This window comes from Aquimarina sp. BL5 (genome assembly GCF_003443675.1).
In the GTDB taxonomy this organism is placed as follows: Bacteria; Bacteroidota; Bacteroidia; order Flavobacteriales; family Flavobacteriaceae; genus Aquimarina.
In genome coordinates this window covers 813,283-832,255 of the sequence record NZ_CP031963.1, presented here as the reverse complement: position 1 = coordinate 832,255, position 18,973 = coordinate 813,283, and the positions used below count along the sequence as shown (strand labels likewise).

Below are 18,973 nucleotides of genomic sequence, written 5' to 3'. Positions count from 1 at the left end.
TATTTTACTTCAATATTAACTGGCCATTACCGACAATTCCATATGTACTTCCTTTTATAGTCTTATTTAGAAACGCACTATTTTTAGAAGTCGATAGTATATTTTTTTCTACAAATGTTGTATTCCCTTTTGGTGTGAATAAGGATAAATCGGCTTTATTTCCTTTATCAATAGAAATACTTTCGATTCCAAAAATTGATTTTCCTTGTGTAAGTAGTGCTATAGTTTGGTCAACACTTAGTATACTATTTAGTATTCCAAATGCACTTTCTAAACCAATAGTTCCATATTTCGCATTATCAAACTCTACCTTTTTATGTTCAATATCCATAGGTTGGTGATCGCCGGTTACCATATCGATAGTTCCATCCTTAACACCTTCTATTAAAGAATTTACATCTTTTTGGGTCCTCAACGGAGGTAATACTTTGTAATTAGTTTCAAAAGTAGTCAGCTCATCATCGGTAAGAGATAAATGATGTACAGAAACGCTACAGCTTACTTGTAATCCATTCGCTTTAGCCTCTCTGATTAATTGAACAGACTTAGCTGTGGATATTGTTGGAATATGTAATTTTCCTCCAGTATATTCCAGTAGGAAAAGATCTCTGGAGATTTGTAATTCTTCTGCCAGCGCAGGAATTCCTTTTAGTCCGAGTAATGTGCTTTGTTCTTCTTCATTTACCATGCCTTTTCCTGCAATACTATTATCTTGTGGAAAAGAAAGTACAAGCCCATCAAAGTTTTGAGCATATAATAAAGCTATTTTAAGCAAGTTTGGATTTCTAACAGATTTCTTATAATCTCCAAAGGCTACGGCTCCAGCTTGTTTCATATCATATAGCTCCGCCATATCGATACCCTCAGATTTGGTTGTTAAGGATCCAATAGGGTGGAGGTTGACAGGGTTCTGTAATGCTTTTCCTTTTAGGAAGCCTACAGAGGCACCTGTATCTGTGATTGGTAAGGTATTTGGATTAATAGCTATACTGGTAAAACCACTTTTAGCAGCGACAGTTAATCCATTGTTTATAGTTTCTCGTTCTTCATATCCTGGTTCTCCAAAACTTACGCTACTATCAAACCATCCTTGTGATACGTGCAGTGTGTCCAGTTTAATTTCTTCTACATTTTCCTTAGCATCAATCAAAGCATCAATATCCTTAATTATTCCGTTTTCGATGAGAATATCTACCGTTTGATTATGAAAGGGCGAAGAGGGATCAATAATGGTAGCAGCCTTTAATAAGAAATTCATTTTAGATATTTTAATAATAGGATTTCAATTAATAAGAAAATCAGAGCAAAAATAATAAACCATTTCCAAAGTTCATGAATACTACTTTCTTCTTTTATTTGTTCAAATAGGGATGTTATAGAATCATTTACTTCATATTCTGTCGTAGTAGAAAGGTCGTAATATTGTAAATCACTTTCTGAAGTATTGTAGTTATAGCTTACATTTTGGATAAGTTGTTCTTTATCTTTTAACGCATATATTCCAGCCTTTGTAGGCACTTCATCCGTTGTAATTCTTACTTTGGTAGCAAAGCTTTGTTGGAGAGGGATATTACTTTCTTCCTTCGATTCTAAAGATAATATTCCATCCTGTCCTAAAGATATCGGAATATCATAAGTGTTCGTTTGTCCTATAGTATATGATATATCGGAGAGTTGTAAACTTTGTTTCCCTATATTATATAAGGTTGGAACAATTAGTGGCGAATTCTTAAAATTAGAATTCTCGTTATTAATTGATGCTGTAAAGATGTACAAAGAATTTGTCTTATATAAAAAGGGTGTACGATCCTCGAAAGATAAAATACTATTATCAGAATTGGTTCTATAGAATGAATTAACTTTAGGATATTGAAAATTAGTTATTCTTTTGTCAAAAACTCCTCTATATAGTGGGTGCGAAAAATTAATACCGGTTATTCTTTTTTCTAACGTATTTAATTCTAATAAACCTTCTTTAGAAAAACTATTAATTAGTTGTTGGTACGAAACAATATTGCCATCTGTAGCGGGAATAAAACATATGGTACCGCCTTGATCTTCGAATGATTTAAGCGCATTGATTAATGAGACCGGAATTTGTTTCATTTCGTTAATTAGCACCAGATTAGAATTACTAATATCATTATAATTTAGCTTTTCCAGTACTGTACTTATTAGAAAGAATTCATCAGCGGTATAAATGTTTTTTATAAAACTATCGTTTGCTTCATTGATGGCCAAGACTTTAATCTTTTCTGGCGTATTAATGGTGAAATATCTAGAATTATCAAAGGTTAAGGCAGGGTCTTCTAGTACAATACGACCATTAACTTTGATGTTTTCATCAATTTTAAACTGGGTGCTAATTGTCCCATTTTTAGGAATTGAAACAGAGGTTTTTGCTAATAACTTTTCGTCATTATAAAAGGCAAGAGATACATTATCTGCATTAGCATCTGTATTACTCACTAGAACATTAAGAACTAATTCATTATTTGTATTACGCTGTAATGAAAGACTGTCTATCGAAATATTTTGACGAGTTACTGGTTTTAGTTGCACAAAATTTGTTTCGGTATCAGCATCAAATGGAAGATCAAAAGCTTCATTTTTTTGCTGAAAATCAGAGACCATAATGATCCTTTTAATAGTTTCTGGAGCATTTCCGATAAGTTGTTTTCCTTTTAGGTATGCTGCACTATAAGGTATTTGATTGGATGTGTATTCGAGTTGAAGTAAATCATTCTGAATGTCTTTTTTACTAACATCCTTAAATGTTTTGGTATTCGTAAAGATAGAGATCGTTTCATCTTCTGGTAATACACTCAATAGCTCTTGGATAGCTCTCTGTAACAAAGGACCTTTAGAGCCTTTGGCTTGCATACTAAAAGAATTATCCAGGTAAATTGCTGTTTCACTTTTCTTACCAACGATTTCTTCTGAAGCTAAAAACGGTTGCGCAAAAGCAATAATAAGTCCCGCTAGAGCCAATAATCTAGCAAGAAGTGTTAACCATTTTTTTATCTGAGAACTTTTACGTGTCTGTATTGTAACCGCTTTTAGAAATTGTACATTGGTAAAAGATACCTTCTGAAAACGACGTAATTGAAATAAATGGACTATAATAGGAATAACAAGTGCAAATAAAGCATAAAGAAATTCTGGGTGTCTAAATTGCATTCTTGATTAACGTTTGTCAAATATACTATAAGATTTGTTATTGACCGTTTAGGCTTAACGAATTTTTAGGGTAAGAAAATAACGTAACCGATCAAATAGTTTTACTTATTTGTATTATTCAATAATTCTATCAAATCTACTTTATATGTTTTTAACCATTTTTTATTAACGGTAAAATAATAACTTTTATCATCTTTTATATTCACCAAACTATCTATATATACTTTGGTTTTATTTTTTCTTTCTCTTACACCGATGGTTACTTTTTGTATTGTATCGTAATCTAAAACAATATTTCTAAGAATATACTTGTCAAAAGTATCTCTTTTTACAATCAATATATCATCTTTTTGGTAGTTGATCTTATCTTTTTCTAATTGACGGAAAAATGAATCATTAGACATTTTAATAGTAATATTTTTGTCTAATTTCATGGAAGATGGTATTAGATAACGTCTTTGCGAAGTACTTAATATAGCAAAGAAAGTTATACTTATTAAAGCAGGTTTGACTAACTTAAATACTATCGTTTTAGACTTAATTAAAAGAATGGAAGGGCTGTATTGATATAAGGGGATTAAGACTAAAACACAAATAATATCAGTATAATCTATGGTTCTGTCAAATTGTATAATTTTTAAAGTATTCCAAAATTCAATAATAGGTTGGCTATAAGATGTTTTCCAAAAGCTAAAAGCAAAGGCTGTAATTATAAATATGCTTTTTTTAAATTTACTGGTAAACGCTGTTAAAAATAAAGCAAAAACTATAATTCCAAATATGTCAGATAATTTTCCGGTAATCCAATTATGAAAGGCATATTTAAGAAAGAAATCATTTATCAAAAGAATCAATAACGAACTGATAAAAATCGGATTAAAGATATACTTAGATTGCATAATGTCTTTAAATTAGTTATTTCAATAATCATTTCTACAATTAGCTAATATAGCGAAGAGCCACTTTGTATTTATAAAACACAAGAATTTAAATTTGATAATGGAGTAATACATTTTGTAATAAATAAAGTATTTTTTGAGTTAGATTTCAAATAAATAGAGAAAACTATTAAGAAAATTTTAATACTAAAAAATAGGCGTACCTTTGCTGCTGCATTCAGAAATGGCATAACGTAATAGATTGTTGTTTCTTAAACAATTTATATGTCATTTAATTCATTAGGATTATCCGATGCTTTATTAAAAGCAATCGATAAAAAAGGATATACTGTTCCTTCTCCAATTCAGGAAAAAGCAATACCACCAATTTTAGAAAGAAAAGATGTATTAGCATCGGCTCAAACGGGAACTGGTAAAACAGCTGGTTTTACATTACCGATACTTCAGTTATTATCGCAAGGTCAACATTACAGAAAAAGACCTATTAGAGCATTAATATTAACTCCAACCAGAGAACTAGCTGCCCAAATATTAGATAATGTAAAAGCATATAGTGAATTTGTAGATTTGAGGTCTATGGTAGTTTTTGGAGGTGTAAATGCTAATCCACAGATCAGATCTCTAAGAAATGGAGTTGATATATTAGTTGCTACTCCTGGCCGCTTACTAGATTTGCATAGTCAGAGAGCACTTTCTCTGGCAAAAACTGAGATTCTAGTATTGGATGAAGCGGATAGAATGCTGGATATGGGATTTCAGAGAGATATCAATAAAATACTCGCACTATTGCCTAAGAAAAGACAGAACTTATTATTTTCTGCTACATTCTCTAAGGAAATCAAAAAGTTGGCTAACGGGATTTTACATCACCCTGTATCTGTAGAAGCAGCTCCAGAGAATACAACTGCAGAGAAGGTAGATCAAAAGATGTATAAGGTTGATAAGGCTAAGAAAAACGAAGTCGTTATTAAATTAATTTCTGAAGGAAATTGGAAGCAAGTTTTGATCTTTACTAGAACTAAACACGGAGCAAATCGTTTAAGCGAAAAGTTAGTAAAAAACGGAATCACATCTGCCGCAATACACGGAAATAAAAGTCAAGGAGCAAGAACAAAAGCATTGGCAGGTTTTAAACAAAATAAAATTAGAGTATTAGTAGCAACTGATATTGCTGCTAGAGGATTGGATATCCCTTTATTACCACATGTAATCAATTATGAATTACCAAATATTTCTGAAGATTATGTGCATAGAATCGGTCGTACCGGTAGAGCAGGAGCAAGTGGAGAAGCAATCTCTTTAGTTTCTCAGGAAGAAGTAGCATACGTAAAAGGAATAGAGAAATTACTAGGATTAACGCTACCTAAAGAAACCATAGAAGGTTTTGAACCAAGTTTTATTTTTGATTATAACGCTGCACCACCAAAGAAAAATCAGCAAGGAAGACCTAAACGTAATAATAGAAATAATAATAGAAGACGTAAAAGATCGTAAAATAAAAAAAGCAGAAGTTTAACTTCTGCTTTTTTTATAATTGTTATATTTCTTGTTAGAAAATATAGTATCCTACAGAAAGCTGAAAAGTTCTATTTTGACTACCAATAGCATCATCAATGTCTGTTACTCCATGATTGTATCTAGCTTGAGCGAAGAATTTTGCAAAGGAAACACCAACTCCAGCAGCAACACTTACATCAAAGCTTTCTGGTTCTCCCACCTGATAATCATCATTGACAACAACACCAAATTGTGGTCCTGCTTCGAAACTAAGAAACTTTAGAAATTTGTATTTCACTAAAATTGGAACGTTGATGTAATCTACTTTTAAATCATCAGTTCCTTGGGCAGAATATAAAACTTCTGGTTGAATAGCAAATTTACCAGGTAAGCCTATAGTTGCTACCGCTCCTAGATGAAAACCAGTTCTGGCATCAGTGTCAAATCGAGAATCTACATTAGCAAAATTCACACCTCCTTTAACACCAAATTTAATACTTTGTGCATTTGAAACTGTGGTAAAACCGATAAGCGCAATGGCTAAAAAAAATAGTTTTTTCATAAGTCTAATTATTGATTGTTCAAATCAAATATAGAAACTTATATATTAATAAAAGGTTAAAACAGCGTAATTGAGATATAAATAAATGCTGTTTATTGGTATAAAACCTTGTAAACCCTAGTAACAGAAAGGATCGACAAAAGCTTCGTTTTTTCGGATTAAAAACTGCTATTAGTGTTTTTTTTGATAAAAAGAACTTTTATTTCTTTATTTTACTTCGTTGTTTTCAAAAGAGATGTTGTATTCTATTCCATTTTCTTGATAACAGATGGTGAAATCATTTATAATTCCAGGTCTATCCGTTGGGAGCCAATTTCTTCCTTCTTCCGTTACAATAATCACTCCGTTATGATCGCCAACCCAACAAAAGTTTTCTCTAAAACTATTTCTGTTTATAGGATTAATTCCGAATTTATTAATTAAAGTATTTGCCATTTTTATAGGATTTATATGAGGCAATCCTATTTCATTAAGCTTTATTACCTGATCAATAGAAAAACTATTGCTTTTAGGATAGTTTACTAAGGGCCGTTCAATAAATTCAACTATATTTTTATCCTTATCATAAAAATAAATGGCTCTTCCACTATCGAATTGGATTATTTTCTCTCCTTTATATGGTAAAAGAAAAATGTTTTTATTCTCTAAAAAGTCAATTGCTTTATAGATTGAACCTGTTGGTATTAAAAATGCAAAATGATAATAATACTCCTTTTCGGACTTTTCAAAGGACAAAGTGTTTTCTTGAGTTTTGATTTTAAAACCGTTAGATTCCAATTCATAGGAAAACTCTAGAATGTTTTTGTAAAACTCTTTCTGAGCTTCTATGTTTTTTGAAAATATTTTTAAAAATTTAATCTCCACTTTTTAGTTTAACTTTTATTAAAATGTATTTAATTATAATCAGCTTTACTTTTTTTATTCATTCCCCAAGCAATTACTTGCAATCCTTTAGAATATCCAATTTGATTAGGAGTTCCTTTTAGTAAGTTCATAAAACGAGCATACTGAACGCTTAAACTTTTAATTTCTATTTCTTGTAACGGCCATTCTGGATGATGGATTTCGTATTCATTAATAGCATCTTGGGTATCCTGAAAAAGGGCATAGCGTTCTGTTAACCAAATATCTAAATTGGATTTAGTTTTTTGTTCTTTTCCTAAATTAAATTGAATTTTAAATACGTCTCTAAAACTATTATTAGATGAAGTGTAGAAACCTGATTTTCTTTTCATTTTAGAATATCGATAAGGTAATTCAGAAATTTTTCTGGCGATTTTACAAGAAATCTTTTTTCCTCCTTCAATACTTAAGAAATAAACTCCTGTCTTTTTTCCTGATTTGATGTATGTTCGAATATTGATTTCTTCAAAATTAGAAATAGGAGGAAAGTATGGAAGATGTTTCGGTCTAATTTTTTCCATAGAAAATGCTACTAATGAAACCCAGGCATTTCCCTCAAACAAATCTATTTCCAATTCTTTAGGAACAAAATTCTTAAGTTCATCATAATCTACTTTCCAATGAAGGAAAATTGCGTTATTCCACTCTTGGTAGTATTTCCAAGGTTCATTAGGTATGTCCCAAGGTCGATGTAGAGTGTTTTTTAGTATTTCTCGTATGGTCATTAGATTAGTATTGAATACTTTTTTTAGATATCCTATTTACGTACCTTTAAAAACATGATTAAAGATACAAAATTAGCTGTCTTAATTGATGGCGATAATATACCAGCAAAATATTTAAAAGAGATGATGGAAGAGATTACCAAGTACGGTACACCAACCATTAAACGGATTTATGGAGACTGGACCAAACCATATTTGGCGAAATGGAAGAATGTTCTACTCGAAAATGCTATAAATCCTATTCAACAATATAGCTATACAACCGGTAAAAATGCAACGGATTCTGCAATGATTATAGATGCCATGGATATTTTATATTCAGAAAAAGTTAATGGATTTTGTTTAGTTTCTTCTGATAGTGATTTCACTAAATTAGCTATGAGATTAAGAGAAGCGGGTGTTGTCGTATATGGACTTGGAGAAAAGAAAACACCAGATCCCTTTATTGTAGCTTGTGATAAGTTTATTTATCTAGAAATTCTGAATAAGGATACGGAGAAAAAGGATGGTAAAGAAAAGTCAGAAAAATCTAACTTAGATAAAATTACTCCTAAAGTAATGAGGTTACTAAGAAATTCTGTTTCTGATGCTGCTGATGAAGATGGATGGGCTTTTATGGGAGATGTAGGTTCTCTTATTCTTAAAAAACAACCTAATTTTGATTCTAGAAATTTTGGGTTCGAAAAGTTAACACCTTTATTTAAGTCACTAACACAATTTGAGATAGAGCAAAGAGATCAAAGTAATCGAAAGTTTAAATTGGTTTATGTTCGTAATAAATAGATTTGTTTTTTTATAACATTGTATCTTCGCGAAAAACTAGAATTAAGATCCTTTGCAACACGAATTTAGCATACAAGTAACACCAGAAATAGCGGCAGATTCTGATCGGTTGAAATCCCAAGTGTCTAGAAAGAATGGTATCTCTTTAAAAGAAATAAGACACATCCAAATTTTAAAACGATCTATTGATGCTCGTCAAAAAGCTATTAAAGTAAATCTGAAAATAAAGGTATATGTACAGGAAGATTTTGTAGAAGAATCAATTCAGTTACCAGAATATCCAGATGTATCAAAAGCAAGCGAGATTGTCATTATTGGAGCAGGTCCAGCAGGATTATTTGCTGCTTTACGCTGTGTAGAATTAGGTTATAAGCCGATAGTATTAGAAAGAGGCAAGGATGTTCGTAACAGAAGGAGAGATCTTAAAGCAATAAATAGAGATCATATTGTAAATGAAGATTCTAATTATTGTTTTGGAGAAGGAGGAGCAGGTACCTACAGTGATGGTAAGTTATATACACGTTCTAAGAAAAGGGGAGATGTAAACCGTATTCTTCAATTGTTAGTTGCTTTTGGAGCAACGGATCAGATTTTAGTAGAAGCACACCCTCATATAGGAACGAATAAATTACCCGCGATTATAGCGGCTATTAGAGAAAAAATAAAAGAACATGGCGGAGAAATACATTTTGAAACACGTGTAACTGATTTTAGTATCAAGAATTCTAAAATTGCTGGTGTAACATTACAAAATGGTGATACGATCGATACCAATAAAGTAATTCTGGCTACAGGACATTCGGCCAGAGATGTTTTTGAGTTATTATATAAAAAACAGATTGAAATAGAAGCAAAACCATTTGCATTAGGCGTTAGAGTAGAACATTCTCAACAATTAATCGATCAAATACAGTATAAATGTGATGTTCGAGGGCCATATCTTCCTCCATCTCCTTATAGTATAGTAAAACAGGTAAAGGGGAGAGGAATGTATTCTTTCTGTATGTGTCCGGGCGGAGTGATTGCTCCTTGTGCTACGAGTCCTGGAGAAGTAGTTACTAATGGCTGGTCACCGTCAAAAAGAGATCAACCTACATCTAATAGCGGAATTGTAGTGGAATTACGTTTAGAAGATTTTAAAGAGTTTTCTGAATATGGACCTTTGGCTGGAATTTATTTTCAGAAAAAAATAGAACAGCAAGCTTGGCTTCTAGCCGGAGAAACTCAACGGGTTCCTGCACAACGCTTAGTAGATCTAACACAGGGAAAGACATCTTTGGATTTACCCGAGACCTCATACAAACCTGGTTTGACATCTGTAGATATGAATGAAGTTTTCCCAAAGTTTATTCATAATACACTTAGGGAGGGTTTTAAGGCTTTTGATAAAAGTATGCGCGGGTATCTAACAAATGAAGCCGTTGTTCACGCTCCAGAATCCAGAACTTCATCTCCTGTAAGAATACCAAGAGATCGATACACGTTAGAACATACACAAATAAAAGGACTCTATCCTTGTGGAGAAGGTGCCGGTTATGCGGGAGGAATCATTTCTGCAGCAATAGACGGAGAAAAGTGTACTGAAGCTTGCGTAGCTACTATAGCTTAGATTTTTGTTTGTTTTTTAATAGAAAAATTAAATGATGTTTGTACTCCAAGGTCAGATTTCACCTTGATACACCCTCCAAGTGTCTCTACTAATTTTTTTACGGTAGAAAGTCCTATTCCATTCCCTTTATTACCACTTCGGTCAGTTCCGTTAGCCGTAGTAAATAGTTCGAAAATAGAATCTATCTGATTATCTGGGATACCCATTCCGTTGTCAGTGATCTTAAAAAAATAAAAGATATTGTCCTCTGTATGTTCTATATCTATTATAATATGTTCTTTATCATTATACTTGATACTATTACCTATCAGATTAAAAAAAATCTGTTTTAATGCAGATTTATTACAATTCAAAGCAGGGTTTGATTCCGGGAAATTGATTGTGCAATCTGGTTTTATGCTTAGTAGCTCTGCAATTTCTCTAAGAAGGTGGTTAAGTTTAAATAGTTCTGGTTTATTTTGAGCTAAGCTATCACTTTCATAATGATCTAAGACATCATTAATATAATCACTCATCGAAAATGAGGACTGTTTTATATATTCAAAATATTCTGAAGTTTCCTTATCTAGATTATTTGCTAATTTCAATTTTAATAAATCCGAAGTGGTAATAACATTTGCTAATGGCATTTTTAAATCATGAGAAATTACTCTGGCAAATTCTTTTAAAGATTCATTTCGTTTTCTCAGTTTATCTTCTACCTTTTTTAAATCATCATTTTTTTTATTGAGTTCAAATAAAATAACAACTTGATGAGCAAGTGATTTTAAAGCTTCTAGTTGTTTGTCACTGAGTTCTTTGGGTTGCCGATCAATCACACATAAAGTTCCTAGTGCAAACCCATTTTTATCAATAAGCGCGATGCTGGCATAAAAGATTACCGTACCGTTTAAAGTAAGCGGGTTATCGTGAAAACGTTCATCTGTTCTGGCATCATTAACTATTAATGGAGTATCCGGTTCCAGAATTGCATGTGCACAGAAAGAATGTTTTCTTGGGATTTCAGTAGTCGAAAAGCCGTATGAAGACTTAAACCATTCTCTATCATTATCTACTAACGATATTAAAGCAATTTCTGTATCACACAAATATGCAGCCAGCGCTGTAATCTCATCAAACTTATCTTCAGATTTGGTATCAAGAATATTCAACGATTTTAAAGCTTCAATTCTAAAATCTTCATTTACAGGGAATGCTGGTACGATCATCTTCATCAGGAATTGCCTTATTTGAAACAATTCTTAATAAAATTAACAAAAAAAAATCACAAATTAAGGATTCCCTACTCAGATTATTCCAAAAACACCTAAATATCTAATATTCACCCATATTTTCGTTTAAACTTTTTATAAAAGCAATAATATCATCAATCTCATGTTTTGTTAAATTTAGAGGATCTGGAGGCAAGGTTTGATATGGTTGATCTATTCCTATACCAGCTCCGCCACCACGATTATAAAAATCCATAACTTCTTCTAATGTATTATATACCCCATTATGCATGTATGGCCCCGTTATATCGGCGTTTCGTACTGTTGGCGTTTTAAAAAAGTGTTTTCGTTCAGGTGTTTGATACACCATATATCTTCCTAAGTCTTCACTTATAACTGCATTAATAGTATCATTGGATGCAGGAACCCCAATTAGTTCTATTTCAGATTCTTTATAATCCGGAGGAACGGTACCATTAAATAATGGAGCAAAATGACAAGTAGCACATTTGGCTTTACCATTAAAAAGATTAAAACCATTAATTTCATTCTGAGAAAGAGTGTTCTCAATATTATTTATATTTCTATCAAATTTAGAATTAAAGGGAATTAAACTTCTGATATAGCTTGCAATGGCATTTCTAATATCATTATTATTTATTTTTCGATTTGGGTATACCTTTGAAAAGTCTTTAATATATGTAGTATCTGCTAAAACAGCATTTTCTAAAGTTTCTAAGTCTGTATGAAATTCATTTTGATTCTCCACTACATTTATGATTTGGCCTTCTAGTCCACCAGCTCTCTTATCATAAAAGAAAGCTTGTTGTAATGCTGCATACATTAGCGTTGGGCTGTTACGAGTGACCCCTTTAGAAATTTTTAGCCCATCTGTAAATGCTTTTTCGGGTTGATGACAAGTCGCACAGCTTATCTTTTTAGTAGATGAGAGATTGGTATCATAAAACAATCTTTTACCGAGTATTACTTTTTCTGAACTTAGTTCTTTTTGACTTTGATCAGCAAAATAATTCACATTAAAAGTGTTTGACGAAAATAGAGAAGTAGCATCATTTTTTATTGCCAATTCGAAAGGAAATTTTACCTCCCAGTCCGTTACTGTCTGATTCCACAGGTTTAACTGTTTGTGTGTATGGTTTTTGATGAAATGATACCTGTCAAATTTATTAAAATTTCCTTCTAAATTATCCAGAGTAGTTTCGATTTCAGTTTGCCATGTATTGAATAGGTTTTTATCACTAAATTCATCCTTAAAGATTGATAAATATGTATGCAAGCTTTGGTAAACTATTCGAGAATCTCCTAATGAGTTTTCTAATACCGGAGAATCAAAACCGGTAATCCCTGTAAGTGCTACTCTTACTATTGCTTTTCTAAGTAACCACAGAAAATGATATGGTTTTAGGTGATCAAAGCTTGTATTTTTTTTAATAAGCTTTAATCTACCTGTGATTAGATTAACATGTTTTATAATTGCGATTGTATCTATTTTATCTGCAAAAAGCTCTTCTTCAAGAACTTGAAAACCACTTGGGGATTTAATTTTGATATCTGTAAAATCTTCTTCTTCGACTTTTAAAATATTTGGTTGATTAAGAAATCCATAATTCTCTACATCCAAGCCTGATAGTATAGGCTCTAACTTTTTGAAATATTTTTTAGCTTCCTTAAAATTGTTTTCGGCATTAGATGGATTTTGATTAATACTATCGAGATATACAATCGTAGCTAAAATGTCTGCATCAAATTGTTGTTGCATAATTGTATTAACCGGTAGTTTTTCTGTCTTTTTTTCCTTAGTACAAGAAAATATGATAAATAACATAAAGAGGCTTATCATACGACAAGCCTCTTTACTAATTTTATAGTTTAAAAATAACTGCATTTTATTATAATCTGATATAAATATTATCTTCCTAATCCCTTAACTATATACATCATACTTCCTTCTTTTCTGCTGTCTGCCACATTTGGGTTGGCATTAGGATCTGTAAAAGGTGTTCCATCTGTTTTTTCCCAACCGTGATTTTGAGTAATTAAGATAAATGTTTCATCAACACCAATAATATCAGAGATATCAATCATTCCTGTTATTTCCCAAGTTCTATCTGCAGGACCATACCCTTGAGCGGCAGCAGCTACTTGATCACATTCTAAAACCGCTTTTAGAGCTCCTGAATTAAGATCATATTGGTATAATCTGGCGTAATGAGCAGCGGCTGGTTTAAAATCCTGAATTCCGTTTGGATCTTCCTGGATATAGGCATAATTTTCTGTTACTAAAATATTATCTGGACTGTGAAAAGCTTCAGCTTTGCCGCCTTCTTTGTCACCATCTAATACACAAGTAATTTTACCAGCTCCAGTAGGATCATTTTCGTTCAATACTACTTTATAAACTCTTCCAGAGCGAGTTCCTTTTCCGATAAGGTCTGGTTTATCTCTACCTGTCACTGCTAAATATACTTCTCTATTGTTAGTAGCAGAGCCTCTTCTCCAGTCGATATCCTCTAATCTAGAGAATCCCATGACACCTTTTGATTTAGCTTCAGTATCTAATAGATCAATATCTTTTTCGGTAAGTTCTACGAACTCCATATCATATGCTGTACCTTCTTCCATATCCATTTCATATGTAATTCCGGGAGAAGTAACTTTTAGTCCATATAGTTTTCCTCCTTCAAGATCTCCTCGGTTTCCAACATACATACCCAACTGACCAGAAGGAATCTCGTTATTACTGTTGTCATCGCCTATAAATACCACTGTTTTATCTGAATAAGCATCTTTTCCAATTGCTACTGCATTTTCTGTAGACCATTGTCCCATTGCAGTTAACATTCTTGGAGTAGAAGCAACAGAAGGGTCTCTGTATGGATCAGTAGCGAAAACCCCTTTAGAATTTCCTCCCCATTCTCCTCCAGATAAATACATAGGACCAAAACCGTGTTCCTCTGGAGAGATCATAGAACCTGAACATTGAGCTGTTTCTGCAGTAGCAACCGCATTAAGAATATGTTCTCCTTTTATAGGTTTAAAAGTTTCATCTAATGTGATTCTTGCTATAGCGTAGTCTGCTTCTATATTATTTATTAACGTATATGTTCCATCTGCATTACGAAGTAAACCTGCTCCGTCGGCCATAGAACCGTAAGTAAAATTAGGAATGTACGTATCTTCTGATGAAAGTAAATTGTAGATTTCAATATCTGTGAAACCAGACATTTTTTTCAGAAGAACAGGCGAGGTTGATCTGCTTTCTAATTCAATTAGATCTCCTATAGGTGGTGTTGAAGTATCATCATCATCGTTACAAGAAATGAATAGCAAACCGCAACATAGCGCAAGAAGTCTTAAGTAATTTTTCATGATTGTGTAAATTTTTGTTTTGACAAATTTACTACGACCATAAGCTGAATAACTTTATGAAAATGTTTTATGTTTATTAAAGAAACGTCAACCTAATGTTTAGAATGTAAACAGGATGTTACTCTTTAGAATTATTCTAAGCTAAAATTTTTCAAAAACACCTAAACCAAATAGCGCATAATCATATTTTACAGGGTCTAGTGGATCTAATAACCTTAAATTAACATCAAGCTGATGTAATGCTTTGGCATCGTTTTGTTTTCTACTTAGCAGATTTAGTTTTCTAGCAACATTACCAGAATGTACATCTAAAGGACAAGATAATTGGGAAGGGGATAGGCTATTCCAGATTCCTAAGTCCACACCGGCGTTGGAATCCCGTATCATCCATCTAAAAAACATATTTATTCGTTTAGCAGCAGAGTTTTTGTGCGGATCGCTTACGTGTTTTTCGGTTCTCGTTTCGTGCGGTAAGCTGAAAAATTCTTTTTTAAAATGATGAATTGCAGTTTGTAGATATTCATCGTTTGCATATTGGTTAAAAAAACCTTCCATATCTTCGAATTTAATATAGAGATTCCGCAATGCTTTGATAAAGTATGTTAGATCAATATGATTAAAAGTTCTATGGACGAAACCTTCTAAATCATCTAGATCAGTATCTGTATGATTCATTACAAAATCATAAGGAGAATTTCTCATCAAGAGCATTAGCTTATGAGCATTGGTAAGAATACTTTTACGATTACCCCAGGAAATTGTTGCCGTCAGGAAACCTGCTATTTCTTTATCTTCTTTTTGTGTAAAAAGATGTGGAATTTGAACTGGATCTGTTTCTATGAATTTTGGTTGTTCATAAAAAGCAGCTTTTTCGTCAAGAAATTCTTTGAGTTCGGATTTGTTTAGTTTCTTCACGAAGTATTAATCAATATTGAAAATTTCAAAAATTAAAAAGATGAATACGATTATGTTTTATCTACAATTTTACCATCAACCATCACTAGTTTTCTGTCTGCCATATCCGCTAACTCTTCATTATGGGTAACAATAACAAAGGTTTGACCATATTCATCCCTAAGCTTAAAGAATAGTTTATGTAAATTCTCTGCAGACTCACTGTCTAGATTACCAGAGGGTTCATCTGCAAAAATCACCTTCGGATTATTAATTAATGAGCGTGCTACTGCAACCCTTTGTTGTTCACCACCAGAAAGTTCTGCAGGTTTATGATCATATCGATGTCCCAAACCTAAAAAATCCAGTAGTTCCTTTGCTCTTTTTTCTGCTTCAGCTTTTGGAACTTTTTTGATAAATGCCGGAATACATACATTTTCTAAGGCTGTAAATTCTGGTAGTAACTGGTGGAATTGAAAAATAAACCCTAATTGCTCATTTCGGAATTTAGATAATTGTTTTTCAGATAAGAAATTGATAATGTTATTATTGATCGACAAATCACTCCCTTTTAGCTCTGATGCTCTATCTAATGTTCCTAAAATCTGTAACAAAGTAGTTTTTCCTGCTCCAGAAGCTCCCACTATAGAAACAATTTCACCTTCTTTAATATGTAGATCAACACCTTTTAATACGTGCAGGTCTCCATAATTTTTGTGAATATTTTTAGCTTTTATCATCTATACGTTTCTTGAAGCAGTGAAAATAACCAATATCCTAAAATTCGGCAAGATTATCCCTTAAAAGAACCTTTTAAATTATTTATGTCTAGAAAATAAACCACTCTTAATGATAAAGTATGTTGGATAGGTTGACCAAAAAGATTATCCAAACTGTCAGAGTAATTAATTGTAGAAAGTTCATCTTGGTTAAAAATTTGATTTCTATAAAGTAGGGTGGCTTCACTTCCAGGAGCAAATCTCCAGCTAAAACTTAGATCAAGATTCCATATATTAAAATTGGTATTCGGATCATTTTCAGAAACATCATAATCGGTCTGAGTACGGGTTCCATCATTGTTTAACGTATAAAATATATTTTCGGAGTAATCCGCAGTACTCCAGAAATTTCTAAAACGTAGATTAATCGCCTTATAAGGATCAAAATTGTAACTAGCACTTAATGAGTTTTCTATGGTAGTAATATCTCGTTGACCCAAGAATACATCAGTATCGTCATTGTCAATATATCCGAAATTGCGTTTTCTTATAGAGTAATCGGTTGCCCAAATAACTAAGAATTTATCAGAAAATCTATATCTAGGGGAAAGGTTCATACTATAGGTTTGCTGATCATCTTCAAACCAATTACGATGAAATACACGCACATCGTAAGCAAACTTTTTGCGATAATCTGAAGATACCCATAAGTTAACACCCAGATTCTCACTGTATGTTACAAATCTGCCATCTACTCTAGGTTCAAAATAATCGTCTGTATCAGAATCATAAATTGTAAACCCTCCGAAACCAAAGCGTTCTCTGGTTACGAAAAACCAATCCACCCCAACAGAATTAGAAGTTTGTACACTAGGATCGTATAATCTTCGATGTCTAGCGAATAGATTGATTCTATAATTATTAAACAATTTAGTAGGTTCAAAAATCTGATAGGATGTACTAACTCTAAAACTATTGAAGTTATTTCTAAAATTCACTCCTAAATCATTAATGTCAAAAGTAGTATTGGCCAGATCATGTCCAAATCCATATCTCCATTTACCTTTGATACGATCAAAATCCAACTCTGATCTAAAACCTGCAATATTATCTCCTGGTAGATTTACTTGACTTACTATTGACCGACCAGTTAATCTATATGAATTTGCTTTGTTGGCTAGATTCCATGCCAAACCAGTCACATTGGCATCTCTAAAATCACTGCCATTACGGGTTACGTTAGTGTTTATTAATGAAATAGATGAGTTGTTATTAAACTGTTGGTCCAGAACAAATATATTGTAGTTAGCTAGAGGTTCTACTACTTTACTTCTTTGTTCTCCGGTAATAGTATCCGTTATACGGACCTCTGTTTTTTCTGTAATAGCATTAAAAAAACCAATACCAAGATTTCCTTTAGTTCTTCCCGAAATTTTAAGCGCGTTCAGTAAGTTTACCTTAGAAGGATTGTCTTCAGCTACTTCATTTTCCATAAGTTCATCTTCAGAAACAAAACCAGAAGGTCCATTACCTACACGTCGGGAAAAGAAGATTCGACCTTTATTAAATAGCTCTGTTCCTTCTGTAAAGAACTGTCTGTTCTCTCCGAAAGTTTGTTCGAAAGGTCCTAGATTAAGTCGTACTTCATCAAAAGCTGCTTGTCCAAAATCAGGTATTAGCGTTGCATCTAATGTGAAACTATCACTTAATCCATATTTAACATCTAATCCGGCACTAAAATCAGTTTCAGTTTTTCCATCGAAAGTAGCACCTAATCCTTGTACAAAAGGGAAAAAGGTAAGTCTCACAGGAGGGTTTATGTTTTCTATACCTTTTACTAATCCATTATATTGTGTTCGTTGCCCAATTTTATTATCTATAAAATTCCAAGAATGTGTTTCATTCCTATGCTGTAATCGTCGATAGAAGTTAATACTCCAATGCTGTACAGCTACTTCAGGAAAACGTAAGGCGTTGTAAGGGATTTTGAATTCTGCATACCAACCTTTTTCATCGTAGGAAATTTTAGCATTAAAAACTACATTGTAACTAAAATCTTCATTAAACTGATCCGCTCTAGCATCCCCAATTGTTCCTGCACTTGTAATAAAAAATCGAGTTTCATTAATCCCATCATTATAAGTATTTATAGAGATATTAAAAAAGTCAGCTTGTGCAAAGACATCATCTCGTTGGCTAAATTGTTTTAATATTTTATTAGGTTCATTATCATATAAATACGCGGCAAAATATACAGCTTTGTTATCGTAGGCCATTTTGACTTCGGTACGAAGATTTTCTGGTATTATTCCTTCATTTCCAGGTTGCCACATCCTAAAATCACCAGAAGCAGGGATGTTTTTCCAAATCAGATCATCCAGAATACCATCTATTTTTGGAGCTGTTGTTATTCTGTGCGCCGTAATTTGTTTTTTTTTCTGACTAAATAAAAGAGTAGCGTGCAGAACGAGTAGCACACTTAAGATAGGGCGTAATTTTCTATTCATGTTTTGTAAAAAAATCCTTACTTTTTCGACTTACTTGCAAAACTAGGATTTACAACTAAATGACTTACTAATGAAAAGTTAAAAAGAGTTAGCG

The 18,973-nt window shown here is 32.5% G+C and carries 15 protein-coding genes; 3 read left to right on the top strand and 12 right to left on the bottom strand.

Going from position 1 to position 18,973, the window contains the following annotated elements; all coding sequences use genetic code 11:
• Nucleotides 1-4: 4 nt before the first annotated feature.
• The 3 genes from D1818_RS03760 to D1818_RS03750 all read right to left on the bottom strand — a co-directional run bounded on the left by D1818_RS03760 (nucleotide 5) and on the right by D1818_RS03750 (nucleotide 4,079).
• The gene (locus D1818_RS03760; RefSeq protein ID WP_118456463.1) at nucleotides 5-1,258 is read right to left on the bottom strand and encodes a dihydroorotase family protein; all 1,254 of its coding nucleotides are present in this window, start codon (nucleotides 1,256-1,258) and stop codon (nucleotides 5-7) included.
• Nucleotides 1,255-3,180: a BatA and WFA domain-containing protein gene (locus D1818_RS03755; RefSeq protein WP_118456462.1), complete on the bottom strand. Its 1,926-nt coding sequence runs from the start codon at nucleotides 3,178-3,180 to the stop codon at nucleotides 1,255-1,257. Before D1818_RS03755 ends, D1818_RS03760 begins: the two co-directional genes overlap by 4 nt.
• A 101-nt stretch (nucleotides 3,181-3,281) precedes the next feature.
• On the bottom strand, nucleotides 3,282-4,079 hold the full coding sequence (locus tag D1818_RS03750; protein ID WP_118456461.1) for a hypothetical protein: 798 nt from the start codon (nucleotides 4,077-4,079) through the stop codon (nucleotides 3,282-3,284).
• A gap of 264 nt (nucleotides 4,080-4,343) precedes the next feature.
• Between D1818_RS03750 and D1818_RS03745 the strand changes: the two genes are divergently transcribed.
• Complete coding sequence (locus tag D1818_RS03745; RefSeq protein WP_118456460.1) at nucleotides 4,344-5,573, top strand: DEAD/DEAH box helicase; 1,230 nt, start codon at nucleotides 4,344-4,346, stop codon at nucleotides 5,571-5,573.
• Nucleotides 5,574-5,628: 55 nt separating this feature from the next.
• On the opposite strand, the gene D1818_RS03740 is transcribed toward D1818_RS03745, so the two are convergent.
• The 3 genes from D1818_RS03740 to D1818_RS03730 form a co-directional block, all read right to left on the bottom strand.
• On the bottom strand, nucleotides 5,629-6,138 hold the full coding sequence (locus D1818_RS03740; RefSeq protein ID WP_118456459.1) for a porin family protein: 510 nt from the start codon (nucleotides 6,136-6,138) through the stop codon (nucleotides 5,629-5,631).
• Between the two features lie 207 nt (nucleotides 6,139-6,345).
• Entirely contained in the window at nucleotides 6,346-7,002 is a 657-nt protein-coding gene (locus tag D1818_RS03735) for a VOC family protein (RefSeq protein WP_118456458.1), read from the bottom strand.
• Nucleotides 7,003-7,031: 29 nt separating this feature from the next.
• A complete protein-coding gene (locus D1818_RS03730) occupies nucleotides 7,032-7,766 on the bottom strand; it encodes a YqjF family protein (RefSeq protein WP_118456457.1) in 735 nt (244 codons plus the stop codon).
• Nucleotides 7,767-7,820: 54 nt separating this feature from the next.
• Between D1818_RS03730 and D1818_RS03725 the strand changes: the two genes are divergently transcribed.
• Together D1818_RS03725 and D1818_RS03720 are read left to right on the top strand one after the other, a co-directional pair.
• On the top strand, nucleotides 7,821-8,549 hold the full coding sequence (locus tag D1818_RS03725) for an NYN domain-containing protein (RefSeq protein WP_118456456.1): 729 nt from the start codon (nucleotides 7,821-7,823) through the stop codon (nucleotides 8,547-8,549).
• A gap of 52 nt (nucleotides 8,550-8,601) precedes the next feature.
• Entirely contained in the window at nucleotides 8,602-10,158 is a 1,557-nt protein-coding gene (locus tag D1818_RS03720) for an NAD(P)/FAD-dependent oxidoreductase (protein ID WP_118456455.1), read from the top strand.
• On the opposite strand, the gene D1818_RS03715 is transcribed toward D1818_RS03720, so the two are convergent.
• From D1818_RS03715 to D1818_RS03690, 6 genes are all read right to left on the bottom strand, one after another.
• Complete coding sequence (locus tag D1818_RS03715; RefSeq protein ID WP_371682598.1) at nucleotides 10,155-11,372, bottom strand: ATP-binding protein; 1,218 nt, start codon at nucleotides 11,370-11,372, stop codon at nucleotides 10,155-10,157. The genes D1818_RS03720 and D1818_RS03715 overlap by 4 nt on opposite strands.
• 100 nt (nucleotides 11,373-11,472) lie before the next feature.
• Nucleotides 11,473-13,275, bottom strand: a complete 1,803-nt coding sequence (locus tag D1818_RS03710) for a cytochrome-c peroxidase (protein ID WP_118456453.1) — start codon at nucleotides 13,273-13,275, stop codon at nucleotides 11,473-11,475.
• Between the two features lie 23 nt (nucleotides 13,276-13,298).
• Entirely contained in the window at nucleotides 13,299-14,759 is a 1,461-nt protein-coding gene (locus D1818_RS03705) for an alkaline phosphatase PhoX (RefSeq protein ID WP_118456452.1), read from the bottom strand.
• 141 nt (nucleotides 14,760-14,900) lie between these two features.
• Entirely contained in the window at nucleotides 14,901-15,674 is a 774-nt protein-coding gene (locus tag D1818_RS03700; protein WP_118456451.1) for a TIGR02757 family protein, read from the bottom strand.
• Nucleotides 15,675-15,724: 50 nt separating this feature from the next.
• Entirely contained in the window at nucleotides 15,725-16,393 is a 669-nt protein-coding gene (locus tag D1818_RS03695) for an ABC transporter ATP-binding protein (protein WP_118456450.1), read from the bottom strand.
• 53 nt (nucleotides 16,394-16,446) lie between these two features.
• Nucleotides 16,447-18,879, bottom strand: coding sequence for a DUF5916 domain-containing protein (locus D1818_RS03690; RefSeq protein WP_118456449.1), 2,433 nt, complete (start codon nucleotides 18,877-18,879; stop codon nucleotides 16,447-16,449).
• Nucleotides 18,880-18,973 lie beyond the last annotated feature (94 nt).